General features: G+C 69.0%; 19 protein-coding genes and 1 tRNA gene. 15 read left to right on the top strand and 5 right to left on the bottom strand.

The annotated features are described in order from the left end of the window. Positions 1-393: 393 nt before the first annotated feature. From NQ152_RS03730 to NQ152_RS03685, 10 genes are all read left to right on the top strand, one after another. Positions 394-1,482 carry a TadA family conjugal transfer-associated ATPase gene (locus NQ152_RS03730; protein ID WP_257523046.1) on the top strand — a complete coding sequence of 363 codons (1,089 nt, stop codon included), beginning with the start codon at positions 394-396 and terminating at the stop codon, positions 1,480-1,482. Beyond that, positions 1,467-2,405, top strand: a complete 939-nt coding sequence (locus tag NQ152_RS03725) for a type II secretion system F family protein (protein WP_257523045.1) — start codon at positions 1,467-1,469, stop codon at positions 2,403-2,405. Before NQ152_RS03730 ends, NQ152_RS03725 begins: the two co-directional genes overlap by 16 nt. A gap of 104 nt (positions 2,406-2,509) precedes the next feature. Then, positions 2,510-2,704, top strand: a complete 195-nt coding sequence (locus tag NQ152_RS03720) for a DUF4244 domain-containing protein (RefSeq protein ID WP_257503458.1) — start codon at positions 2,510-2,512, stop codon at positions 2,702-2,704. A gap of 29 nt (positions 2,705-2,733) precedes the next feature. Beyond that, positions 2,734-3,036 carry a TadE family type IV pilus minor pilin gene (locus NQ152_RS03715; RefSeq protein ID WP_308209098.1) on the top strand — a complete coding sequence of 101 codons (303 nt, stop codon included), beginning with the start codon at positions 2,734-2,736 and terminating at the stop codon, positions 3,034-3,036. Further along, on the top strand, positions 3,036-3,353 hold the full coding sequence (locus NQ152_RS03710; protein ID WP_257503456.1) for a helicase: 318 nt from the start codon (positions 3,036-3,038) through the stop codon (positions 3,351-3,353). The genes NQ152_RS03715 and NQ152_RS03710 overlap by 1 nt, the downstream gene beginning before the upstream one ends. A 67-nt stretch (positions 3,354-3,420) precedes the next feature. Further along, positions 3,421-6,195, top strand: a complete 2,775-nt coding sequence (gene topA, locus NQ152_RS03705) for a type I DNA topoisomerase (protein ID WP_257523044.1) — start codon at positions 3,421-3,423, stop codon at positions 6,193-6,195. Then, positions 6,192-6,902 (top strand): dTMP kinase, encoded by a 711-nt coding sequence (tmk, locus tag NQ152_RS03700; RefSeq protein ID WP_257523043.1) that lies wholly within the window; start codon positions 6,192-6,194, stop codon positions 6,900-6,902. Before topA ends, tmk begins: the two co-directional genes overlap by 4 nt. A 10-nt stretch (positions 6,903-6,912) precedes the next feature. Then, positions 6,913-8,103, top strand: a complete 1,191-nt coding sequence (locus NQ152_RS03695; RefSeq protein WP_257523042.1) for a DNA polymerase III subunit delta' — start codon at positions 6,913-6,915, stop codon at positions 8,101-8,103. 56 nt (positions 8,104-8,159) lie between these two features. Next, complete coding sequence (locus tag NQ152_RS03690) at positions 8,160-9,695, top strand: alpha/beta hydrolase (protein ID WP_257523041.1); 1,536 nt, start codon at positions 8,160-8,162, stop codon at positions 9,693-9,695. A gap of 83 nt (positions 9,696-9,778) precedes the next feature. Then, a tRNA-Thr gene (locus NQ152_RS03685) sits at positions 9,779-9,854 on the top strand. Here NQ152_RS03685 and NQ152_RS03680 read toward each other — a convergent pair. Continuing rightward, positions 9,842-10,897 carry an NADPH:quinone reductase gene (locus NQ152_RS03680; RefSeq protein WP_257523040.1) on the bottom strand — a complete coding sequence of 352 codons (1,056 nt, stop codon included), beginning with the start codon at positions 10,895-10,897 and terminating at the stop codon, positions 9,842-9,844. The two genes, NQ152_RS03685 and NQ152_RS03680, sit on opposite strands and share 13 nt — an antisense overlap. 209 nt (positions 10,898-11,106) lie before the next feature. Here NQ152_RS03680 and NQ152_RS03675 point away from each other — a divergent pair, with 209 nt between their 5' ends. Next, on the top strand, positions 11,107-14,433 hold the full coding sequence (locus NQ152_RS03675; protein WP_257523075.1) for a hypothetical protein: 3,327 nt from the start codon (positions 11,107-11,109) through the stop codon (positions 14,431-14,433). A gap of 125 nt (positions 14,434-14,558) precedes the next feature. On the opposite strand, the gene NQ152_RS03670 is transcribed toward NQ152_RS03675, so the two are convergent. Beyond that, the gene (locus NQ152_RS03670; protein ID WP_257523039.1) at positions 14,559-15,065 is read right to left on the bottom strand and encodes a CGNR zinc finger domain-containing protein; all 507 of its coding nucleotides are present in this window, start codon (positions 15,063-15,065) and stop codon (positions 14,559-14,561) included. On the opposite strand from NQ152_RS03670, the gene NQ152_RS03665 reads away from it, so the two are divergent. After that, a complete protein-coding gene (locus tag NQ152_RS03665; protein WP_257523038.1) occupies positions 15,049-16,467 on the top strand; it encodes an MFS transporter in 1,419 nt (472 codons plus the stop codon). The genes NQ152_RS03670 and NQ152_RS03665 overlap by 17 nt on opposite strands. A gap of 263 nt (positions 16,468-16,730) precedes the next feature. Here NQ152_RS03665 and NQ152_RS03660 read toward each other — a convergent pair whose 3' ends face one another. Together NQ152_RS03660 and sigJ are read right to left on the bottom strand one after the other, a co-directional pair. Further along, the gene (locus NQ152_RS03660) at positions 16,731-17,300 is read right to left on the bottom strand and encodes a dihydrofolate reductase family protein (RefSeq protein ID WP_257523037.1); all 570 of its coding nucleotides are present in this window, start codon (positions 17,298-17,300) and stop codon (positions 16,731-16,733) included. A 390-nt stretch (positions 17,301-17,690) separates the two neighbouring features. Further along, positions 17,691-18,593 carry an RNA polymerase sigma factor SigJ gene (gene sigJ, locus NQ152_RS03655; RefSeq protein ID WP_374113549.1) on the bottom strand — a complete coding sequence of 301 codons (903 nt, stop codon included), beginning with the start codon at positions 18,591-18,593 and terminating at the stop codon, positions 17,691-17,693. A 113-nt stretch (positions 18,594-18,706) separates the two neighbouring features. Here sigJ and NQ152_RS03650 point away from each other — a divergent pair, with 113 nt between their 5' ends. The 3 genes from NQ152_RS03650 to NQ152_RS03640 all read left to right on the top strand — a co-directional run bounded on the left by NQ152_RS03650 (position 18,707) and on the right by NQ152_RS03640 (position 20,403). Continuing rightward, complete coding sequence (locus NQ152_RS03650; RefSeq protein WP_257503443.1) at positions 18,707-19,144, top strand: DUF6069 family protein; 438 nt, start codon at positions 18,707-18,709, stop codon at positions 19,142-19,144. Then, positions 19,141-19,533, top strand: coding sequence for a hypothetical protein (locus NQ152_RS03645; protein ID WP_257523035.1), 393 nt, complete (start codon positions 19,141-19,143; stop codon positions 19,531-19,533). The genes NQ152_RS03650 and NQ152_RS03645 overlap by 4 nt, the downstream gene beginning before the upstream one ends. A gap of 321 nt (positions 19,534-19,854) precedes the next feature. Further along, positions 19,855-20,403, top strand: coding sequence for a hypothetical protein (locus NQ152_RS03640; RefSeq protein WP_257503441.1), 549 nt, complete (start codon positions 19,855-19,857; stop codon positions 20,401-20,403). Between the two features lie 76 nt (positions 20,404-20,479). On the opposite strand, the gene NQ152_RS03635 is transcribed toward NQ152_RS03640, so the two are convergent. Continuing rightward, positions 20,480-20,887: a DUF6157 family protein gene (locus NQ152_RS03635; protein WP_257503440.1), complete on the bottom strand. Its 408-nt coding sequence runs from the start codon at positions 20,885-20,887 to the stop codon at positions 20,480-20,482. Between the last annotated feature and the right edge of the window lie 323 nt (positions 20,888-21,210).

Raw genomic sequence — 21,210 nt, 5'->3', positions numbered from 1 at the left:
GGGGCTGCACGGTCGGGAAGACGTGCCGCAACGACAGGGCCAATCTATCCAGCGTCCCCGGCGGTCACTACCTCCGATAGTGGGGAGCGCAGCGGCCCCGCGCACGGCCAGCCGGGGGCGAAACGATATATCGGTCACAGCCTGATGAGGATGTTTGGAGGCCCGATGGAATGTGCGTATGCTCGTCCCCGGCCGAACATTTGATTCTGGCATTGCGGCACCCGACCCTCCCCCGAACTGTGGTGTCGCTTGTGGCGGCATCCCATTCCCCCCATGGGATGCCGCCCTCTCTTTCCCGGTCGCCACTCCTCCCCAGGTGCCTCTCTTATGACGCTCTGCACGGGAACGCGAGACGCTGATCGGGACGCTCCGATGTCGACCTAACGTCGAGGCATGCGCGAACGGTTCGTCGTCCAACCCCGGGTCCCGGGCGACGCGTTGCCGCCGGGCGGCTCCGCCCCGACCGCGACCCACGTCCCCGGAGCGAGCGGCCCGGACAGCGCTGTCTCCGTTCCGGCGACGCGTCGGCGCCCTGCCGGCACGGGGCATCCCGCTCTGCAACCACTGGCACGGTACCTCGATGACCCGGAGGTGACCGACCTGTTCGTCAACGGCGCCGCCGGGCTCTTCGTCGACCGCGGCCGTGGCGCGGCACCGGCCCAGGAGTGGCGCGCCAGGGAAGAGGACGTGCGCGATCTGGCCGTCGCGCTCATCGGGCTGGGCGGGCGCCACATCGACGACGCGACCCCGTGCGTGGATGTCCGCCTCGAGGGCGGGATGCGCGTGCACGCCGTGCTTCCCCCGGTCGCCGCGGAAGGAACAGCCATCTCCATCCGCGTGCCACGTCTGGAAAGCCCCGACCTGGCCGCACTCGAATCGCGGGGCATGTTCGACGCGCCGACCCGCAGACGGCTGGAGGAGCTGGTCGGACGACGCGCCAACCTGCTGATCACCGGCGCAGCCGGCGCGGGCAAGACGACGCTGCTGGCAGCGCTGCTCGGCCGTGCGCCGGTCGCGGAACGGATCGTCACGATCGAGGACGTCGCAGAACTGCGTGTGCAGCACCCCCACCACGTCAAGCTCGAGGCGCGCCAGGCGAATCTCGAGGGGGCGGGCGCGATCGGCCTGGCCCGCCTGGTGCGCGAAGCCCTGCGGATGCGGCCGGACCGGCTCGTCGTGGGCGAATGCCGCGGCGAGGAGGTTCGGGAGCTGCTCAGCGCCCTGAACACCGGCCACGACGGCGGGGCGGGGACGCTGCACGCGAACGGGCTGCACGATGTGCCGGCGCGGCTCGAGGCGCTCGGGGCGCTGGCCGGGCTGGACGATCGGGCCCTGGCACGCCAGGCCGCCAGCGCCATCGGCTACGTCCTGCACGTCGCCCGGGATGTGGACGGGCTTCGCCGCCTGGCGGCCGCCGGACGCCCCGTGGTCAACGCCGCGGGGCGCCTGGAGATCGAGGAGCTGCCATGGCAGCTCGGGTGATGAGCGCGTCGATCGCCGAGACGGTGCTGAGACTGGCGGTGCTGCTGCAGGCGGGCATCGCCCCGGCCCGTGCCTGGACGTACCTCGCCGAGTCCGGGGATCCCCATGCGGCGCGCGTCGGAGAACGCGTGGCGACGGGTGTCCCGCTGGCTGCTGCGATCGCGACCGCCGCGGCCACACCCGCAACCGCCGGTCGACGGCGGATCGTCCGATCTGCGAAGCCGGCGCCGGATGACACGGATCCGTGGCGCGACGTGGCTGCCGCGTGGGAGGTCGCCACCGCCGTCGGTGCACCCCTCGCGGAGAGTCTGCGGGCGTTGTCGGCCGCGCTGCGCGACGCGCAGGAGGCGGCGGACGAGGTGCGCGTGGCGCTCGCCGAACCGGCCGCCACCGCGAAGCTGATGGGCTGGCTTCCCCTGGTGGCTGTCCTCCTCGGCGTCGCGCTGGGCTTCGACACGTTCGGCACGCTCGTCAGTCATCCGATCGGCATCGCGTGCCTCGTGCTCGGGAGTGCGCTGATCCTGGCCGCGCACCGCTGGAACGCGGCGCTGGTGAGGCGAGCCCGCGCCGGATCCGGCATCCCCGGCCTGGGCGCGGAGCTTCTGGCCATCGCGTTGAGCGGCGGCGTGTCGATCGACCGTGCCCGCCGTCTCGTCCAGGCGGCAACCGGCGACGGAACGGATGCCGAGACCGACGCACTCCTGGACCTTTCCCGCAGTGCAGGCGTGCCCGCCGTGGAACTGCTGCGCGCATCCTCGGCCCTCGCGCGCCACCGCGCCCGGGTCGAGGGGCGCCTGCGCGCTGCCCGCCTGTCGTCGCGGCTGCTGCTTCCGCTCGGCGTCTGCACGCTCCCGGCGTTCATGCTGCTCGGCGTCGCGCCGATGCTCCTCAGCGTGATGACAGCGATGCCGATGACGATCTGATCCACCGACTGTGCCCACCGACTGTGCCCACCGCCTGTGCCCACCGACTGTGCTCGCCGACTGTGCCCACCGACCGTGCCCACCGATCAGGAAGGAACCCCTCCATGTCACTGCCCCGTCTCACCCGCGCCCGCGCGTCGCAGCTCTTCGCCGACGACGCGGGCGCCGCCACCGCGGAGTACGCGATCGCGACCATGGCCGCTGTCGCGTTCGCCGGGCTCCTCGTCGTCATCATGCGCAGCGACGAGGTGCGCGGCATCCTCACGGACCTCGTGCGACGCGCGCTCACGGTCGCGTGATGCGCCGCGGGCTCGGCGACCGTGGTTCGGTGGTCGCCGAATTCGCCGTCGCCCTGCCCGCGGTCGCGCTCGTCCTGCTGCTGGGCGCGGGGGCGCTGGGCGCGTGCGCGCGGCAGGTCAGCCTCCAGGATGCTGCGGCCGACGCCGCGCGACTCGCCGCGCGCGGCGAACCCGACGGCGCGCCCGGGGTGGTGGCCACCGCGGTCCCCGGCGCGCACGTCGTTATCGAGGCCCGCGGGGACCTGGTCTGCGTGCGCGTGACAGCGCCCGCGGGCCACGCCCTGCCGCTCATCCTGAACGCGACCGGCTGCGCGCTGGACGGGGGTCGCTGATGGCGGGAACGCTGCTCTGCGTCGGTGTGGTCGCGTGCGCGGCGACGCTCTCGTTGAGCCTTGTGACAGCGGGCTCCGCGGCGGCGTTCTCGCAGAATCTCGCGGGCGTGGCGGACGCCGCAGCGCTCGCGGCGGCCGACGCGGCGTCCGGCGCCGTCGAGGGGGAACCGTGCGCGCGTGCCGCCCAGATCGCGGCGACCTCGGCCGCCCGAATCGCCGCTTGCGATCGGGATGAACTCGTCGTGACGGTGACGGTGACCGGCGCTTTCGGGTGGCTCACGGCGACCGCTTCGGCCCGTGCCGGGCCGCCGCGGTGAGCCGGCGTTCACAGCGCCTGCCTGCCGAGTGGTGTGTATGGTGTGCTTCGAAGAAAGGACGCCCCCGTTGGCAACAGGCAAGAAGCTCGTCATCGTCGAGTCACCGACGAAGATGAAGTCGATCCAGGGCTATCTCGGAGATGACTACGAGGTACTCAGTTCAGTCGGTCACATCCGCGATCTCGCGAGTAAGAAGGACATCCCCGCCGACAAGAAGTCCGCGTACGGCAAGTACTCGATCGACATCGACAACGACTTCGATCCCTATTACGTCGTCAACGACCGGAAGACCAAGACGGTCGCCGAGCTCAAGCGCGCCCTGAAGAACGCCGACGAAGTCCTGCTCGCCACTGATGAGGACCGCGAAGGCGAGGCCATCGCGTGGCACCTTCTCGAGGTGCTCAAGCCCAAGGTGCCCGTGCGCCGCATGGTCTTCCACGAGATCACCAAGGACGCGATCCGGGCCGCGGTCGAGGACACCCGTGAACTCGATCACGCCCTGGTGGACGCGCAGGAGACCCGGCGCCTGTTGGATCGCCTGTACGGGTGGGACGTCTCGCCGGTGCTGTGGCGCAAGGTCGGCAGCGGCCGCGAAGGCGCGGCGCTGAGCGCCGGGCGTGTGCAGTCCGCGGCCACGCGGATGGTCGTCGAACGCGAGCGCGAGCGCATGGCGTTCGTCTCCGCCGGCTACTGGGACGTCCAGGCGCTCGCGCTGACGAAGTCCTCGCCGGAGCCCGACGAAGCATCCTTCACGACTCGTCTGGCACGGATCGACGGTGCCCCGCTGGCCCGCGGAACCGACTTCGACGACCGTGGCCAGCTCAAGAAGGTCGTCGTCGTCCTCGACGAGGTCAAGGCGCGCACGCTCGCCGCGGCGATCGAAGGCGTCGGCGAAGCATCCGTCACCGCCCTGGAATCCAAGCCCGGCAGCCGCAGCCCGAAGCCTCCCTTCACGACCTCGACTCTCCAGCAGGAGGCCGGTCGCAAGCTCTCGATGAGCGCCAAGCACGCGATGAGCGTCGCGCAGCGTCTCTACGAGAAGGGGTTCATCACCTATATGCGCACCGACTCGACCGCCCTGAGCACTCAGGCGATCACCGCGGCGCGTGAGCAGGCGGTTTCGCTGTACGGCGAGAAGGCCGTGCCGCTGAACCCGCGCGTGTACCGGAGCAAGAGCAAGAACGCGCAGGAGGCGCACGAGGCGATCCGTCCGTCGGGCGAGCAGTTCCGCACCCCCGCTTCTGTGTCCGCCGAGCTGGATCGCGACGAGCAGCGGATGTACGACCTGATTTGGAAGCGCACCGTCGCCAGCCAGATGTCCGACGCCAAGTACGAGACCACCACGGTCACGCTCACCGTGGACGCGCCCGTCGACGGTGAGGTGCAGCGGGCCGAGTTCACGGCATCCGGCACGGTGTACACCTTCAAGGGATTCCTCGAAGCGTACGAAGAGGGTCGCGACGAGAAGCGCGGTGACGCGGACAAGGCCGACGACCAGTCGCTGCCGATCCTCGCCATCGGCGACGCCCTCCGACTCAAAGAGGTCGAGCCCAAGGGCCACGCCACCACGCCCAAGCCCCGCTACACGGAGGCCAGCCTGGTGAAGGCCCTCGAGGAGAAGGGCATCGGCCGCCCCTCCACGTTCGCCAGCATCATCGACGTGATCCTGGACCGCGGCTATGTCACCAAACGCGGGCAGGCGCTGGTTCCCAGCTGGCTCGCGTTCAGCGTCATCCGCCTGCTCGAGGAGCACTTCGCCGACCTCGTCGACTACGACTTCACGGCCGCCCTCGAGGACGACCTGGATGCGATCGCCCGCGGCGAGCAGCAGCGCACCGCCTGGCTGCGCGAGTTCTACTTCGGCTCCGACACCCAGCCCGGACTGCGCAACATCGTCGAGAACCTCGGTGAGATCGACGCGCGCGAGCTGAACGCGACGCCGATCAGCGCCACCACGACGCTGCGATTCGGCAAGTACGGGCCCTACCTGGACATCATCGACCCGGACAACCCGGACGCTCCGCCGCGCCGCGTGAACATCCCCGAGGACCTGGCCCCGGATGAACTGACGCCGGACAAGGCCCAGGAGCTGATCGACGCGCCGGTCGCGGGCAACCGTGTGCTCGGTGAGAACCCCGAGAACGGCAAGCTCGTGGTCGTCAAGGACGGCCGCTTCGGGCCCTACGTCGAGGAGACCGATCCCGAGGACCCGACGGCTGTGGACGAAGCGACCGGAGAGGTCGTCGAGGAAGCGCCGAAGAAGGGTGCCGCCAAGAAGGGCACAGCCAAGAAGGGCACAGCCAAGAAGGATGCCGCGCCCAAACCTCGCACGGCATCCCTGTTCAAGTCCATGTCTGTCGACAGCCTCGACCTGGAGACCGCACTGCGCCTGCTGGACCTGCCCCGCACGGTGGGTGTGGATCCCGAGTCGGGGGAGCCGATCACCGCTCAGAACGGGCGCTACGGGCCGTATCTGAAGAAGGGCACCGACTCGCGCACGCTGGACTCCGAACAGCTCATCTTCGACATCACCCTCGATCAGGCGCTCGCGATCTACGCGCTGCCCAAGTACGGCGCCCGGCGCGCGTCCAGCGCGCTCAAGGAGTTCGAGAACGATCCGGTCAGCGGCAAGCCCATCAAGCTGAAGGACGGCCGGTTCGGCCCCTACGTCACCGACGGCGAGACGAACGCGACCATTCCCCGCGGCGAGGTCGCGATGGACATCACGTTCGAGCGGGCCGTGGAACTGATCGCCGACAAGCGTGCGAAGGGCCCGGCGCCCAAGCGGACTCCGGTGCGCAAGGCGGCCACCACCCGCAAGGCACCGGCGAAGAAGAAGTGAGCATCGACGTTCCGGGACCGACGTCCGGCGCGCCGGGCTCCGCGGGAGCGCGGGCCGGTCTGTTCGTCACGTTCGAGGGGGGCGACGGCGTCGGCAAGACCACCCAGGCGGCGCTGCTGGAGGAGTGGCTCGTCGCGCGCGGCCGCACGGTCGTGCGGACCCGGGAGCCGGGCGGCAGCGAGGTCGGCGTGCTGATCCGGGACATCGTCCTGCACCATCGCGGCGAGGTCGCTCCGCGTGCCGAGGCGCTCCTGTACGCGGCGGACCGGGCGCAGCACATCGCGACCGTCGTGCGACCGGCGCTGTCCCGCGGAGGCGTGGTCATTCAGGACCGCTACCTGGACTCATCCGTCGCCTACCAGGGCGCCGGACGCGTCCTGGGCCGTGACGAAGTCCGCGACCTCTCCCTGTGGGCTGCCGAGGGGCTGCTTCCGGACCTGACCGTGCTGCTCGACCTGGATTCCGGACTGGCCCGCGATCGGCTGGCTGCCGACGACAAGCCTTTCGACCGGCTCGAGGCCGAGCACGACGGCTTCCACGACAGTGTGCGCACCGAGTTCCTCGCCCTGGCCGCCGCGGAACCCGAGCGCTTCCTCGTGCTGGACGCCGCCCGCGTGCCGGCCGACCTGGCGACGGACATCCAGGGACGCGTCCAGCTGCTCCTGGATCAGCGGGCCGCGCCGGACGCTGTCGTCAGCGCCGATTAGGCTGGACGCCATGGACAGCGCGGCGATCGCGGATGCTCCCGCGGCGACAGAGGTCGAGGTCCCGTGGGGCGCTGTCTGGGGGCAGGACGCCGCCGTGGCGACGCTGCGGGCGGCGGCATCCGATCCCGCGTCCATGACGCACGCGTGGCTGATCACGGGCCCGCCGGGCTCGGGACGATCGACCCTCGCCTATGCGTTCGCCGCCGCGCTGATCGCCGAGGACGGCGATGAGCGGACCATGCGGCAGGTGCTCGCCGGCACCCACCCGGACATGACGGCCCTGCGCACGGAGGGCGTCATCATCTCCATCAAGGACGCACGTGCTCTCGTCGAGCGCTCCTATTTCGGCCCGTCCCTCGGCCGGTACCGCGTCATCGTCATGGAAGACGCGGACCGGATGGTGGAGCGCACCTCCAACGTCCTGCTGAAGGCGCTGGAGGAGCCGCCGGAGCGCACCGTCTGGATCCTGTGCGCGCCCAGCGACGCGGATCTGCTGCCCACCATCCGCTCGCGGGTGCGCACGCTGCGACTGCGCGAGCCTGACATCGCGGACGTCGCGCGTCTGATCGCACGGCGCACCGGCATCGACCTCGCCGTCGCGGAGCAGTCCGCCCGGCACGCGCAGCGCCACATCGGGATGGCGCAGCGCCTCGCCACCGACGCCGGGGCACGCGCGCGTCGCGACCAGACCCTGCGCGGCGTCCTGGCCGTGCGCGGCGTCGGCGATGCCGTCGATGTCGCCGGCCGCGTCGTGCAGGCGGCGACCGAGGACGCCAAGGCCCTGACCGCCGAACGCGACAGCACCGAGCGGGCTGGCCTGCTGCGCACGCTCGGCATCGCCGAAGGAGCTGCTGTTCCGCCTGCGGTCCGCTCGCAGCTGAGCGCTCTGGAGGACGATCAGAAGCGTCGCGCGACCCGCAGCCTCCGCGACGGTATCGATCGGGTCCTCACCGATCTGCAGTCCATGTTCCGGGACGTCGTGATGCTGCAGTTCGGACGCGGGGGACCGGATGAGGGCGACCTGATCAATCGCGAACTCGAGCCGGAACTGCGCGCGCTCGCCGCCGCGTGGACCCCGGAGCGCACCCTGGTCGTCCTCGACCGGATCGCCGAGACCCGCCGCAACCTGGAGCAGAACGTCGCACCGACTCTCGCCCTGGAAAGCATGCTCGTGACGGTTGCGAGCGGAAGGACCCCGTGAACCTCCACCTCCCGCGAACGGCGGGCACTCCCGCGCGCCGCCGAACCTCGGGCCCGGTGCGCCGCACGCGCCGGCTCGTCGCCCTCATCACGACGCTGGCCGCGGCATCCCTCGCCCTGTCCGGATGCCTGTACTCCGTCATCCCGGAATCCCCGCCGCGCTCGTCCGCCAGTGCGACGCCGGACACGGACGGGGTGGGGGCCGACCTCATCCCGTTCTACTCGCAGCCGCTCACCTGGGTGCCCTGCGACGCGTTCGAATGCACGACGGTCACCGCGCCGCTGGACTGGTCGAATCCCGGTGCCGGTCAGATCGAGCTCTCCGTCATCCGTCAACGGGCGGTGTCGGGCACACCGATCGGCTCCCTGCTGATCAACCCCGGCGGACCGGGGGCCAGCGGCGTGGACTTCGTCCGCGAGAGCGTCGACTTCGCCGCTCGGGAACCGCTGCAGGAGCAGTACGACATCGTCGGGTTCGACCCGCGCGGGGTGGGCGCGTCGACCGCGGTGCGCTGCTACGAGCCGGCTGACATGGATGCCTACCTGTTCGGCATCCCCTCCGCGCCCCGCGGCTCCGACGCGTGGATCGCCGAGCGCACCGAGGCCAACGAGGAGTTCGCCGCCGCCTGCGACGCCAACAGCGGCGGCATCCTCCCGTACATCACGACGGAGAACTCCGCCCGCGACATGGACCTGCTGCGCGCCGTGCTGGGGGACTCCGAACTGCACTATCTCGGCTACTCCTACGGCACCTTCCTCGGGGCGACCTACGCGCAGCTCTACCCGGACCGGGTGGGGCGGCTCGTTCTGGACGGTGCCGTCGACCCCGCCGCGTCAATCGTGGACGTGAACGTCGTGCAGGGGGTCGGTTTCGAATCCGCCCTGCGTGCGTACGTGGCGGCCTGTCTGGACGGGTCGGACTGCCCGTTCCGCGGCACGGTCGACGAGGCCATGGCCGACCTGGGCACCCTGCTGGCGGGCGTCGCACGCTCCCCGCTTCCGGCGTCGGACGGCAGGATACTGGGGGCGGACTCGCTGCTGACCGGCATCGTTGCAGCGTTGTACTCCGAAGGGAGCTGGCCGTTCCTGACCGCCGCGCTGACCGAGGTGCTGGAGGGCAATCCGGATGTCGCGTTCCAGCTCGCGGACTTCTACTACAACCGCGTGAACGGCGCCTACCTGGACAACTCGACCGAAGCGTTCCGGGCGTACAACTGCATGGACTACCCCGCCATCACCCCGGAAGAGATCGCGGCCGGTGACGAGCGGCTCGCGGTGGAGGCGCCCACGGTCGCGCCGTACTGGACGGGCGTGGATCCGTGTGCCGTCTGGCCGTACCCGCCGACCGGGATCCGCGGGGAGATCACCGCCGAAGGTGCACCGCCGATCGTGGTGGTGGGAACCACGAACGATCCGGCGACGCCGTACGAGTGGTCCGTCTCGCTCGCCGATCAGCTCGCGTCCGGCGTCCTGATCACACGGGTGGGGGAGGGGCACACCGGCTACAACAAGGGCAACGCCTGCGTGGATGCGGCCGTCGAGGCGTATCTGCTCGGTGGCACCGTGCCCCAGGACGGGCTGCGCTGCGAATAGGACGGATGCCGGGCCTCCGCGGGTTCGCGGGGGCACCGGCGACCCTGTAAGATCGATGTTCGTGCGTCGCGCAAGCGAAACACGCCACCTTAGCTCAGTCGGCAGAGCGATTCACTCGTAATGAATAGGTCAAGGGTTCGATTCCCTTAGGTGGCTCCACACACCTGTCCGGGGGGTCGCCCCAGGTCGTCGGTGACGCGGATCAGAACCTTTCCGGTGACTCCGTCCTCAACGGCATCGTGCGCGGATGCCGTGTCCTCGAGCGAGAACCACGTCAGCGGCAGGCCGGCTTCTTCACCTACGGGGAGGGCGCCCGCCTCGAGGGCTGCGGTGATGTCTTCGGCGGCGACGGCCAGCGCCTCCGGGCCCACGGTGTAGAGCAGCAGCCCCTGCCAGCGCGCGTTCTTCGCGAAGCTCGTCGCGATCGGCACGCTGAACTCGTCGCCGTTGTTGTTCGCGTAGTACGCGATGCTGCCGTGGTTGGCGAGCACCTCCACATCGAGCGCGGCGTTCTGCGCGGGCGCGACCTCGACGATGTGATCGACGCCGCGGGGAGCGACGGAAAGCACGTGGGCGGAGAGATTACGATCCGGGTACTGAAGGACGTGATGCGCACCTGCCGCGCGGGCCAGCGCCGCCTTCTCATCGCAGCTGACCGTGGCGATCACCGTGGCGCCCGCCCATACCGCCAGTTGGATAGCGGCGTGTCCGACGGCGCCCGCGCCACCCTGCACCAGCACCACTCGTCCGTCCAGGGCGCCGGGCGCGAGACGCGCCGGGCCGAGTTCGTGCACGGTGAGCGCACGATGAGCGGTCATCGCGGGCACGCCCAGACTGGCGGCCACATCGAAGCCGATGCCGTCGGGGAGATGGACGACGCGACTCGCCGGCACCACCGTCCACTCCTGCGCGGTCCCGGTCGGGCGCTGGTGGGCGGCGAGGAAGAGCCACACACGGTCGCCGACCGTGAAATCCTCGACATCGGAACCGACAGCATCCACCACGCCCGCCCCATCCTGGTTGGGGACGACGTCGGCGAACTCGAGTGGCCTGTTTCCCGCGCGGGCCTTCCAGTCCGTCGGGTTGACCCCCGACACGGCGATACGGACCCGGACCTCATCCGGCCCGGGCTCGGCCAGCGGTCGGTCGGTCAGTTCGAGAACCGACGACGGTCCGGACTGGGAGTAGATGATTGCGCGCATGAGGTCTCCAAGGCAGAAGCGCCGGCAAACATTCCGACGCGGGCAGCGGCGCTCAGGCAGTCAGCACACACCTGGGCTTCCACGTCGCGGAATCGTGCGGGGGCGGTCGTCTCGGCCTCACTAGGCTGAACTCGCCATTCGGGTGGTCCATTCAACCGAGTGATTTTCGGCGCTTCGCGCCGGAATCGACTTCGGGGTAAGGACCTTGCATGAGCGTTTCACGATGGATCACTGCCGTGGCCGGAGGCGCGCTCGTTCTGGGCGTGCTCGTGCCTTTTCCGCACAGCGCCGAAGCGGCCACGTTCGCATCGACGGCTGCCGTAGGCGATGCCGCACCGTGTCCGCTCATTCAGCGCACCGTCGCCTCGGATGCGCTGGGCTCGACGCTCGACGATTCCGCGGACACCGCGGGGGGAATCTTCTCGGGTGTTGCGACGACCGTGCTCACCGGGGTCATCTCAGGTGCGGCGGGCAAGGTGGGCGGTGCCTTGGTGGGTTGGGCGCTGGACGCGCTGACGGGCGGCCCAGGACCGACTCCCATCGAAGAGGAAGAGCTCGCCGACCTTCAGCAGATTCAGACGCAGCTTTCCACGGTCCAGCAGGAGATCACGACTCTGAACATCACTCTTCAGCAGGACGAGCTCGCGCTGGCCAATCAGATCGAGGTAGCGGCGCAGTACGGCGCCTATGTCACCCAGGTCACCGCCGCCAATACCGCGCTCGAGAACGTCCGTAACGACATCCAGCTGGTCTGCCAGCTGTCTGCGAACCTGACGACCTCGGCGCAGGCAAGCGGCAATACCAGCTCTCTCTCGGCCGATCAGATCGACGAACTGAAGGCTGTCGTGGAGAGTGGCCAGCAGAGCGTCAACGCCCTCGACGAGGCGCTCATCGGTACGGACGGACAGTCCGGCGTATTCGGGTCCTACCGCGCGCTGCTGTGGGCGGCAGAAGCTTCGGGATCGTCCACACCGTCCGGCACGCTCCTCCCCTCCGAACTGGCCAACAAGATGCAGGCGCAAGCGGCGTTCTATGCCGGCGTCACCACGCTCCACCTGAACGCGTACGCCGAGGCCGTGCACCTGTCCGCCACCGGCGGCGTCACCGCCGATCTGCAGAACTACTACGAGAACACGTACGTGCCGTCGGTGCAGGCGTGGTCATACCTCGCCAACGACAACCTCCCGACTCTTCCCGACGGGGTCAGCGCCGATCTCAGCACCCCGGCGTCGCCGAACCCGGGGTCGGCCGACAGCAGCGGGTTCATACGAGTGTGGACCACCTCGCCGGTGACCCTCGCCGGCACCGACCAAGACCGGTACTGCATGTATCCGAGCACCTGCTATGCCGCTGATTGGGCTCCTGCCGCGGCGAGCGTCAACGTGATCGCCGCGTCGGTCGTACCGGCGACGGCCGTGCTCGCCTCCTATCTCGCGGTTCCGCAGGCCGGCATGACGGGCTGGCGGATCCCCCAGATCGATGACTTCACGTCGCTTGCCGCCACGCGTGCTCCGGTCATCGGAGGCATCCCGGCAGGGGTGACCGTCCCCGACATCTCGCATGGCGTTTCCGCGTGGGCCGCCGTCGAGGGGATCCCCGCGCTGCAGGCCGCGCCCGTGACGGCGCCGAACGGAACCTTCCAGACGATTCCTCCTGTACTGGTGGACTGGGGGCAGGCCCAGGTACTCGGGTTCAACGACCCGAACTTCTCGCAACCGGAGCCGTTCTTCATGGGTGACACGGGGCAGGGTTTCTCCTCCACACCGAATCAGAGCTACGGCGGGGCGCTCATGGTCGTGCAGGATCTGCCGGTGGGTCCGCCCGAGACCCCGCCGTTCCCCGCTGCCTCCTCGTCCTCCGCGTCCACTCCGGTGGGCGATGCGGCTCTGGCCGCGCAGCGCGACGGAGTCGTGCCCTTTGTTGCGAACCCGCCGAGCACGAGCTCGATGGATGCCGCGCAGGCCACCACCTTCACCACCCCCGCGGACTGCAACTCGGGTGCGAACGAATTCGTCCAGCCGTCCGGATACAACGCGGTGACCATCGTCGCCGTCGGAGCCAAGGGCGGCAACGGCATGGCGTACGACGAAACCGACAGCCAGGGGGGAACCGGCGGGGTGGTGACCGCAACCGTTCCCGTCATCGCCGGCAGCCAACTCTTCGTCGGTGTCGGCGGTGCCGGTCAGGACTGGCAGCAGAACACCGGACAGGGGGGAGCGGGCGGTCTCAACGGCGGTGGTGTCGGCGGAAGCATCAACGGCTACAACGGGCAGTTCGACGGTGTGGGCGCGGGAGGCGGCGGATCGTCTCAGGTGTCCCTCGACGAGTCGTGCAGTCTCCCGCTCGTGGTGGCCGGCGGGGGCGGAGGGTCCGGGTCATCCAACCGGGAATCCACGACCAGCGGCGGCAACGCCTGTGTGTCCCTCGCCTGCGCAGGAACGGACGGAGACGGTGGGGGCGGCGGCGGAACGCTCACCCAGGGCGGTGCCAACTGGGGATCGGATGCAAGCCCGCTGGCGGGTGCCGGCGCACCGGGAGCGGGTCAGGCGGGGGGCGCGGGGGGCTCCGGCGGAGCCCCCGGTGGCCTGCGCGGCCTCGGTGGCGGGGGCGGCGGGGGCGGGTTCACCGGTGGAGGTGGCGGCGGCGGCGCGTCCGGTGACGTGATCTCCTGCGGCAATTACGGTTGCGCGGCGGACAAGGGCACGGGCGGGGGTGCGGGCGGTTCCAGCTTTGCAACGGCCGGCGCGATCGACGCGTCGTTCGAGCTCTCCTCGGCGGCAGGATACGGACCCAACGGCTCGGTGACGATCACACCCATCGTCGTCCCCGAGTTCTCGTTGGTCGCGGACGATGCCAGCGGCGCCGGGTATCGGTCGGTGCAGCTGGACGATCAGCTTCCGCCGGACGTCATCGCCGTCCCGGTCGACGCCAGCGACCCCAGTCAGGTGACCGGCGGCACGGGCTGGGCGACTCTGACGCTCCCGTTCGACCCGACCACGCTCTTCGGTTCTCAGCTGTTCGATCCAGTCTCGCAGCTGTGCGTCGATGCGCAGAACGGTGGCGCAGGTCCGCTGCAGATGATCGCCTGCGACACCACGGGGCAGAACCTCGGTCAGCGATGGTCCGCGACCGTCCTGGCCGGTGTCGCCGGTGGGGCCAGCTCGATGGACTTCCACTCCGGGAGCGGCGTCAGCGTCAGCGCCGCGCTCGGACTGCAGGGTCAGGGTCTGATCCTGGTGCCCGGCGCGTTGTGGACCGCAGGCCCGCCGCTCAAAGACGCGTTGAGCGAAGAGCCGCCCGCCCCTGCCGAGCCCGAAGCGCCCAGTCCGGAGACCCCGCCCGCGTCGGGTCAGCCCTCCTCGGAGGGCGGCGACCAGGTCGAGCCCGACACGAACACGGCCCGTTCCGGCAAGCTGGCGTCGACCGGCAGCGATCCGACCCTCTGGCTCGCAGTGACGATCGCAGGCGCAGCGGCAGGGGTGCTCGGCGGGATGCTCCTGGCACGGCGGCGTCGCGCGGCCACTGCGGACGAATGAACAGCTGTCAGGGCTGGTCCAGTACCTCGCGAAGCCCCTCGGCGAAGGCCTCGGGCTGGCCGGGGTAGCCGAACTCGCCACCCATGAGTCGACCGGAAGCCGGTCCTCGACCGCGTCGGTCGACCTCACGCGGGCAGACGCTCGGGGTCACCTTGGCCGGCACGCCAACGTTTCTGTTTCGCGCGATTGCCGCAGATGCTCATCGAACACCACCGACCGGTCCGCGAGCGGGAGTGATCGTAGAAGGCCCATTGGCACGCGTCATTGACGCAGGACTTCAATCTGGGCCACGTTCCATCACTCACCGAAGCCGCGACTGCCGCGACGATTCTCGCGAAGGCAAGGTCCATTCCCGAGCCGGCGGTCCGGAACCTCACGCCGTCGCCGTCGAATCCCACTCTGACATCGCACTGGTCGGCGGCGGAGTGCAGAGCGTCGATCATCCGGGACGGCAGTGGGGACCTGTCGTGATTGGCCAGCAGTCCGGCTCGAAGCGCCTCACGCAACCGGCGTGCGGAGTCCAGATCATCGGGGGATGCGGCCCCTCTGATGCCGTGAGCATCGGCCCACGCCGCCCAGTGGCTGGAGTCACGCAACGCGTCGGAGCCGGTCTCGATGTCCAGCGTGTTCACGAACGCGCGCACGAACTCCAGCTCACCGGGTGCTGCTGGTCCGACGCTTTCCGTCATGCACCGATCTAACCACTGTTGCCCCGACGCCGGTGTCTCGCTAACCTTCGTTGGCATGAAGACGGTTAACAGCGTCTGGCGTAACACGCAGTTCCGACGCGTGTGGGGAGCCGGCGGGATATCCGCGTTGGGTGGAGAAATCGGCGAACTGGCGATCCCCGTGCTGGCCCTCATAACGCTCGGCGCGACAGCTGCGCAGCTTTCTTTCGTCCGCGCGGCGCTGCTTCTTCCTTATTTGGTTCTGACACTGTGGCTGGGCGTTCTGGTCGATCGCGGCAAACGTCGCCCGCTGATGATCGTCGCAGACGTCGCACGAGGGATCTTGCTCGCCATCGTGTGCGGGCTCGCGCTTGCCGGGTGGCTCACCATCCCGATGCTCGTCGCAGCCGCAGCACTCGTCGGATCCTTCACCGTCCTGTACGCGATGGCGGAGTTCGCCTTCGTCCCACTGGTCGTCGAGAAGCAGCAGCTCCTTCAGGCCAACGCGGGGATCACCGCGACCCAATCCGCGGTGGGAATCGCCGGCGCCGGGGTCGGTGGTGCGCTCGTTCAACTGATCACGGCGCCGGTGGCGATCGGTCTGAACGGGCTCAGCTACCTGATCTCCGGAGCCCTGATTGCCTCCGTCCGTGCGGACGAGAAGCCGATCGCGACACCCCGCAAGGACTCGGCGTTCCGTCAAGCTCGCGCCGGCATCGTGGTCCTGCTCAGGCATCCGGTCCTGCGCGGACTCGTGTCCGAGGCGAGCATATGGAACTTCGGCAACGAGATCTTCACCATTGCGCTGGCGGTTCTGCTGTTGCAGGACTACAAGTTCGGGCCGTTCATCTTCGGGCTGGTACTCATGAGCGGGGGGCTTGGCGCCTTTCTCGGGAGTGTGACCAGCCGGCGACTCACCGAGCGGTTCGGCTATGGGCGCATCCTGATCGGCTCGCTCCTTCTCGGTAACACCGCCCCCCTGGCAGGAGTACTTTTTGCAACCACGGCCACGCCGTCGACCTTCATCGCGATGACACTCGCCTTCTTCGTCTCCGGGGTCGGTATCGGCATCGCAAACTCGCAGGCCGTCAGCATCCGTCAACTCGCCGTCGCGCCGGAAATCCGCGGCAGAGTCAACGCCGGCTACCGCCTCGCATCGTGGGGCTTCCTCGCGATCGGTGCGCTCGCCGGCGGCGTTCTTGTGACACTCACCGGCGCGTGGCCAGCAGCGATCATCGGAGCCGTGCTCATGACCTTCGCCACCATTCCCGTCGCCGCCTCCCCGGTCCGCAGCGTCGTCACGATCGCCGACCTCACTCACACCGCGCCGGCTTCTCCCGCGTTACGGGATCTTGGCGGCGACTGAACAGTCTCCGTCCGCGTGGCTGTGCCGGACCCGCTCGACCGGCCCTTCCTGGAGCGGACCGCCCGGTATCCGTGCTCCGGTCTCCGCAGGTCAACGCCGTGCGGGCGCTGCTGGCGCCCGCGTGCCTGTCCTGCAACGCGCCTCAGCGCGATCACTGCGCGGGAGAACGGCGACCCGGTCGTCCAGGCGTTCAACGAGACGGGCCACTTCGCCCCCTGATGCGCTGCCCCAGCGAGACGACCTCAAGCGAGACCGGAGCGCGGCTAAGACGTGTCTCGCGCGGGTCGGTAGCGCATGGCGACCGCCCCTGACCGGAACTCATGGCGATCCACGAGCTCGAGCGGGATGCGCTCGCGCAGCCCGGCCAGCAACGTCGGCCCATGTCCGGCGAGCACCGGCTGCACGAGAAACTCGTACTCGTCGATCAAACCCAGGTCTGCCAACGCCAGCGGCAGCGTCACGCCACCGACCGACAAGCGCTCGCCTGGCTCCTGCTTGAGCCGCTGAACCGCAGGCCCCAGTTCGCCGCGCAGCAGCTCCGCATTCCAGTCGACCTGGCCAAGCGTGGCGGACACGACGTACTTCTTCGCCTGATCAATGGACTCGGCGAACGGGATCTCCCATTCATCCATCCAGTCAGGCCACGTGCCCGTAGCCGGTTTCCGCCACGCGGACTCCATCATCTGGTAGGTCACCCGGCCGAACAGCACGGCGTCGGCTCGCTGCATCTCCGCGGTCCAGTAGCGCATCGATTCCTCGTCCGGAGGAAGTCCTGCCTCGTGATGGCAGCAGCCGTCGAGCGTGACGTTGATCGAGTATCGAAGTGGTCTCATTGCCTTGGTCTCATTGCCTTGGTCTCCTCTGACCCGGGCAGCGCGCTGTTAGTGCATGGACAGTCAGGCGGAGCGCGCGTTCGCTCGAATCGCTCATGGGGTGAGGATAACGAAGGTCGCCGCTCGGCTGCAGCGTCAGCGCGGAAAGAGCGCCGCGTACGGTCGCGCCCGCAGGCGGATCCATCAGCGGCGGTCGAACTCATTGGGATCGGCTACCGCGGCGGTAAGGGCGCGAGATCCTCTGCCCACTTGCTCGCAGTGAAATTGGGGCCGACGCGATCGCCAGGAATGACCACGACAAACTCGCCCTGATCGTTCGGTTGCTCACCGGGCGGTAACGACTGGAGCCCGATAGTCACGCGGCGGAGAGCGGCGCCACTCGCGACACCGTCAGCGGGAGTTCGGTGTCGGACCGCGCTCACTGTCGGCCCAGGCCCGCAGCTTCTGAGGATTCCGCATGGCCCAGATGCGGAGAATGCGGCCGCCGGCGATCTCGAAGGCGAGGACGACGGCCACTGAACCGTCTTGTTCTGCCACAAGACCGGGCTGGCCGTTCACCGTGCGCTCCCTCACCACCAGATCCGGTGCTCGATCTGCCAACGCGGCGAAGGACAGGGCGATCTGGTTCAGACCCTCGACAGGCTCGAGGGTGGCCGGGACGATGCCACCGCCGTCAGCGCTTATCGTCGCGTTCGGATCCAACAGTGTCAGGAGCCGGGGGATGTCCTTCGCTTCCCAGGCACTCTTGAAGACTGCGACGATCTCGCGTTGTTGTGCGATCGGGGTTGACGCCTGTCGAGACGCGCGGATACGGCGGCGTGCCGATGTGGCGAGTTGGCGGCACGCCGCGGGTGTGCGCCCGACGATAGACGCCACCTCGGTGAAGGGGTACCGGAAGACATCGTGAAGGATGAATGCGACACGTTCTGCGGGGGTGAGGTGCTCTAGGACGACGAGGAATGCCATCGAGATCGACTCGTCGAGCGTGACTTGGTCCGCTGGGTCCGTCTGATGGTCGAGCGAGTAGGCAGGTAGGGGCTCGGGGATCCATTCGCCGACGTAGCGTTCACGACGAGCACGGGCCGATCCGAGCACATCGAGACAAAGACGACTCGCGACAGTCGTAAGCCACGCGCCGGGCGATCCGATCGCGTGTCGCTGTTGCGGGGACATCGCATACCACCGGGCATAGGCCTCCTGCGTGACGTCTTCCGCCTCCGTGATCGACCCAAGCAGGCGGTACGCGACGCCCACCAACTGTCGGCGGTGCTTCATGGCTTCGTCCACTGGCATGCCCTCCTCACTACTCGACGATGCGGCCCTGCCGAATGTGAGACCGAAGGATCACATTTCCCGCTCCTGCGCCGTCGGACAGGTGAACCCCCGATGCATATGAAGGAGACCACATGCTCACCGATCTTCCGCGCCGCCTCGTGGCAGTCGCCATCGCAATAGCCGCCGCCGTACCCGTGTGGATCGTCGCCTCCATCGCGGGGGTTCGACTCGAGGTCACCAGCCCCGTGGCCGGCCCCGTCGCGATCAGCATCCCACTCGTCCTCATCACGGCGGCCGTCGCCGCGGCCGCCGCATGGGCACTGCTAGCGGTGTTGGAGAGGCGCTCGGAGAACGGAACCAGGGTCTGGACGATAACAGCGGTGGCGGTGCTCGTGGTGTCCGTGGTCTCTCTGTTCCTGCTCGGCGCTTCCCTTGCGACAGTCATCGCGCTCGGACTCATGCATCTGGCTGTGGGCCTGACCCTCATCGTTCTCCTTCCGCGACGAGGTTCACAGCGTCGTGCGACGACAGTCGCGGCGATGAACCGTCACCTGAGCAGAGAGGGGTGAGCATGCCGACGAACTCGACACGCTTCCGCCCGCGCGGTGCGCGCCTCACGCTCGTCGCCGCCTTATTGGTCGCTGCCCTCGGCATCCTCATCCAGTTCCTGACCGGCGTTCCCGGTTTTCCCGTCGTACCGCCGGGACCGATCATCCTGGCCGCGGTCGCCGTGGTCGTGGCGGTCGTGCCTTGGCGATTCATCCCCGTGTTAGGCCTGATTGCCGCGGCTTTCGTCCTCACCGGGATGTTCTTGGCGGGCACAGGCGATCGGCTGATCAACCCTGCGGACATCGGTCCGTTCGCCGGCACCTGGATGCAGTTGGTCGGCCTTCTCACCGCGCTGTCTGCCGGCATCGTTGCGACTGTATCGGCGGCGCGGGCAACCCGACAGGCGTAGCGGCGCGCGTCCTTCTCCGGCGCGCTCCGAAGACTTAGCGCGCCTCCGGAACTCCCGGCGTGGTCGTCGAGCCCGCGACCCGCCGGCGCGCAAGGGTCAGGGGCTGCGCCGGACGAGGCTGTGTTCGGCTCGGTGTGCTTGCTCATGGACCCTGGCGTATCCGATCTGTATTCCATCCATCGGCCCAGCGTCGTACCGCTCTACAGACGCCACACGATGAGGATCCCTCAGCGGGCTGGCGGCCAACGACCCGCGAGAGGATACTCGTCGGCAACTGACACGCTGGGGGGTGGTGTCGTGAGTGGCGCCAAAGCATGGGGAATGACGGCCACGGTGGTGGCCCTGCTGCTGATCGCGGGATGTGCGGGTGGCGCGCCCGCCGCTGATGAACCGGCGCCGGAGGGGACGGCGGCGTCGACGCCGAAGGCAGATCCGACGACAGCGGAGCCGGCGGCACCGGAAACCAGCGACTACGCGCCCTGCCCACCGGGTGTTGCCGACACCTTGAACGCTGCGAGCTCGGGCAGCACGACATGGGAGGAGGGCAGCTGGCAGGACGTCCCCGTCGGTGAAGCCATCGACGCGCCGGTCCCGTCCTGCACGATGATTCGCGGGTCGGATTGGACGGCCTCTTTCTATGTCGGGGGAGACCAAGCGCTGTGGGATCAGCTCGCCGCGTCCATCACAGCCCTGGGAATTCCGGAGATGCCGACTGACGTCGCCATACCCGGAACGAAGGTCTGGGGAACCGCCGAATCGGGAACGGTGAGTGTGACAAGCATCACCCCCGGCGACACTTCGACCATCCTGGGGCCCGCGTTCGCCGAGCCCACGGTAGAGCTGCAAGTGATGATGGACCCGTTGCCCTGACGCACGAGGCCCCGCCCACGTGTGGCCGAGTACCCGGCCGCGTGCTCTCGCACACCGCGACCGCGATGCTGATCAGTCACGCGCGTCGCGACCTCATAGCGCGCGTGTGCGCGACGGCGGGATCGCCGGCCAGCCGACGGTACTCGTCGGACTCCACCGGATACGCCGCAACCCGCCCGTCCGCGTCCGAGTGGACGCCCCACCCGTAGCGCTTGCCCAGCGGCGACGAGCGCAGGCACGGCTGCCCCTTGGCAAAGAACGCCGCCCGGGCGGCATCCCGTTCGTCATCGGGAATCCCGGCACGGCGCGCATGGGTCTCGAAAATCACGTCGTCGGAAGTGCGCGTATACGGCTCCGCCGCGATGAGATCGTAATGCAGCGCCGCGATGGTCGCGTTCATCACGGCGGGCGGTTCCTGTGCGGACTCGACCGGGCAGTCTTCGGCGACTTCGATGAAGGTGTTGTAGTAGTTCGTCGTGTGCATCGTGCATCCTCCTCCCGCCGAGGGTAGTAGCGGGTGGCGACGTCGATCCTGAAAAATGGTGGCCCTGAGCTTCTTGTCGCTGAGCGCGACAGGTTCACCGCCTCAGCGCTGATCCTCGGGTGGCCGGCCTCACGAGCCGCGCAGACCGTCGAGTGCGTCGAGCTGCGCAGACGGTAGAAGTCTCCACTGGCGGCGATCGAGCCCGTGAGATCGGTCATCAGCCCACCTTGCCCGACGATCGCACGATTCCTCCTCCACAGCCGTCGCCCACTCGCGCCGGCACAGCGATCGGTCCGCTCACGGCGCGTCCATGTCGGCGAGTC

This window comes from Microbacterium sp. zg.B48, assembly GCF_024623505.1.
Classification (GTDB): Bacteria; Actinomycetota; Actinomycetes; order Actinomycetales; family Microbacteriaceae; genus Microbacterium.
The sequence above is the reverse complement of the archived record's forward strand: the minus strand, read 5'-3'. Positions and strand labels throughout refer to the sequence as shown.

Coding starts and splice junctions, on each gene's coding strand:
- NQ152_RS03730 (WP_257523046.1), top strand. CDS start 394: ATGCGCGAACGGTTCGTCGTCCAACCCCGGGTCCCGGGCGACGCGTTG.
- NQ152_RS03725 (WP_257523045.1), top strand. CDS start 1,467: ATGGCAGCTCGGGTGATGAGCGCGTCGATCGCCGAGACGGTGCTGAGA.
- NQ152_RS03720 (WP_257503458.1), top strand. CDS start 2,510: ATGTCACTGCCCCGTCTCACCCGCGCCCGCGCGTCGCAGCTCTTCGCC.
- NQ152_RS03710 (WP_257503456.1), top strand. CDS start 3,036: ATGGCGGGAACGCTGCTCTGCGTCGGTGTGGTCGCGTGCGCGGCGACG.
- NQ152_RS03695 (WP_257523042.1), top strand. CDS start 6,913: ATGGACAGCGCGGCGATCGCGGATGCTCCCGCGGCGACAGAGGTCGAG.
- NQ152_RS03680 (WP_257523040.1), bottom strand. CDS start 10,897: ATGCGCGCAATCATCTACTCCCAGTCCGGACCGTCGTCGGTTCTCGAA.
- NQ152_RS03675 (WP_257523075.1), top strand. CDS start 11,107: ATGAGCGTTTCACGATGGATCACTGCCGTGGCCGGAGGCGCGCTCGTT.
- NQ152_RS03665 (WP_257523038.1), top strand. CDS start 15,049: ATGTCCAGCGTGTTCACGAACGCGCGCACGAACTCCAGCTCACCGGGT.
- NQ152_RS03660 (WP_257523037.1), bottom strand. CDS start 17,300: ATGAGACCACTTCGATACTCGATCAACGTCACGCTCGACGGCTGCTGC.
- sigJ (WP_374113549.1), bottom strand. CDS start 18,593: ATGCCAGTGGACGAAGCCATGAAGCACCGCCGACAGTTGGTGGGCGTC.
- NQ152_RS03650 (WP_257503443.1), top strand. CDS start 18,707: ATGCTCACCGATCTTCCGCGCCGCCTCGTGGCAGTCGCCATCGCAATA.
- NQ152_RS03640 (WP_257503441.1), top strand. CDS start 19,855: ATGACGGCCACGGTGGTGGCCCTGCTGCTGATCGCGGGATGTGCGGGT.
- NQ152_RS03635 (WP_257503440.1), bottom strand. CDS start 20,887: ATGCACACGACGAACTACTACAACACCTTCATCGAAGTCGCCGAAGAC.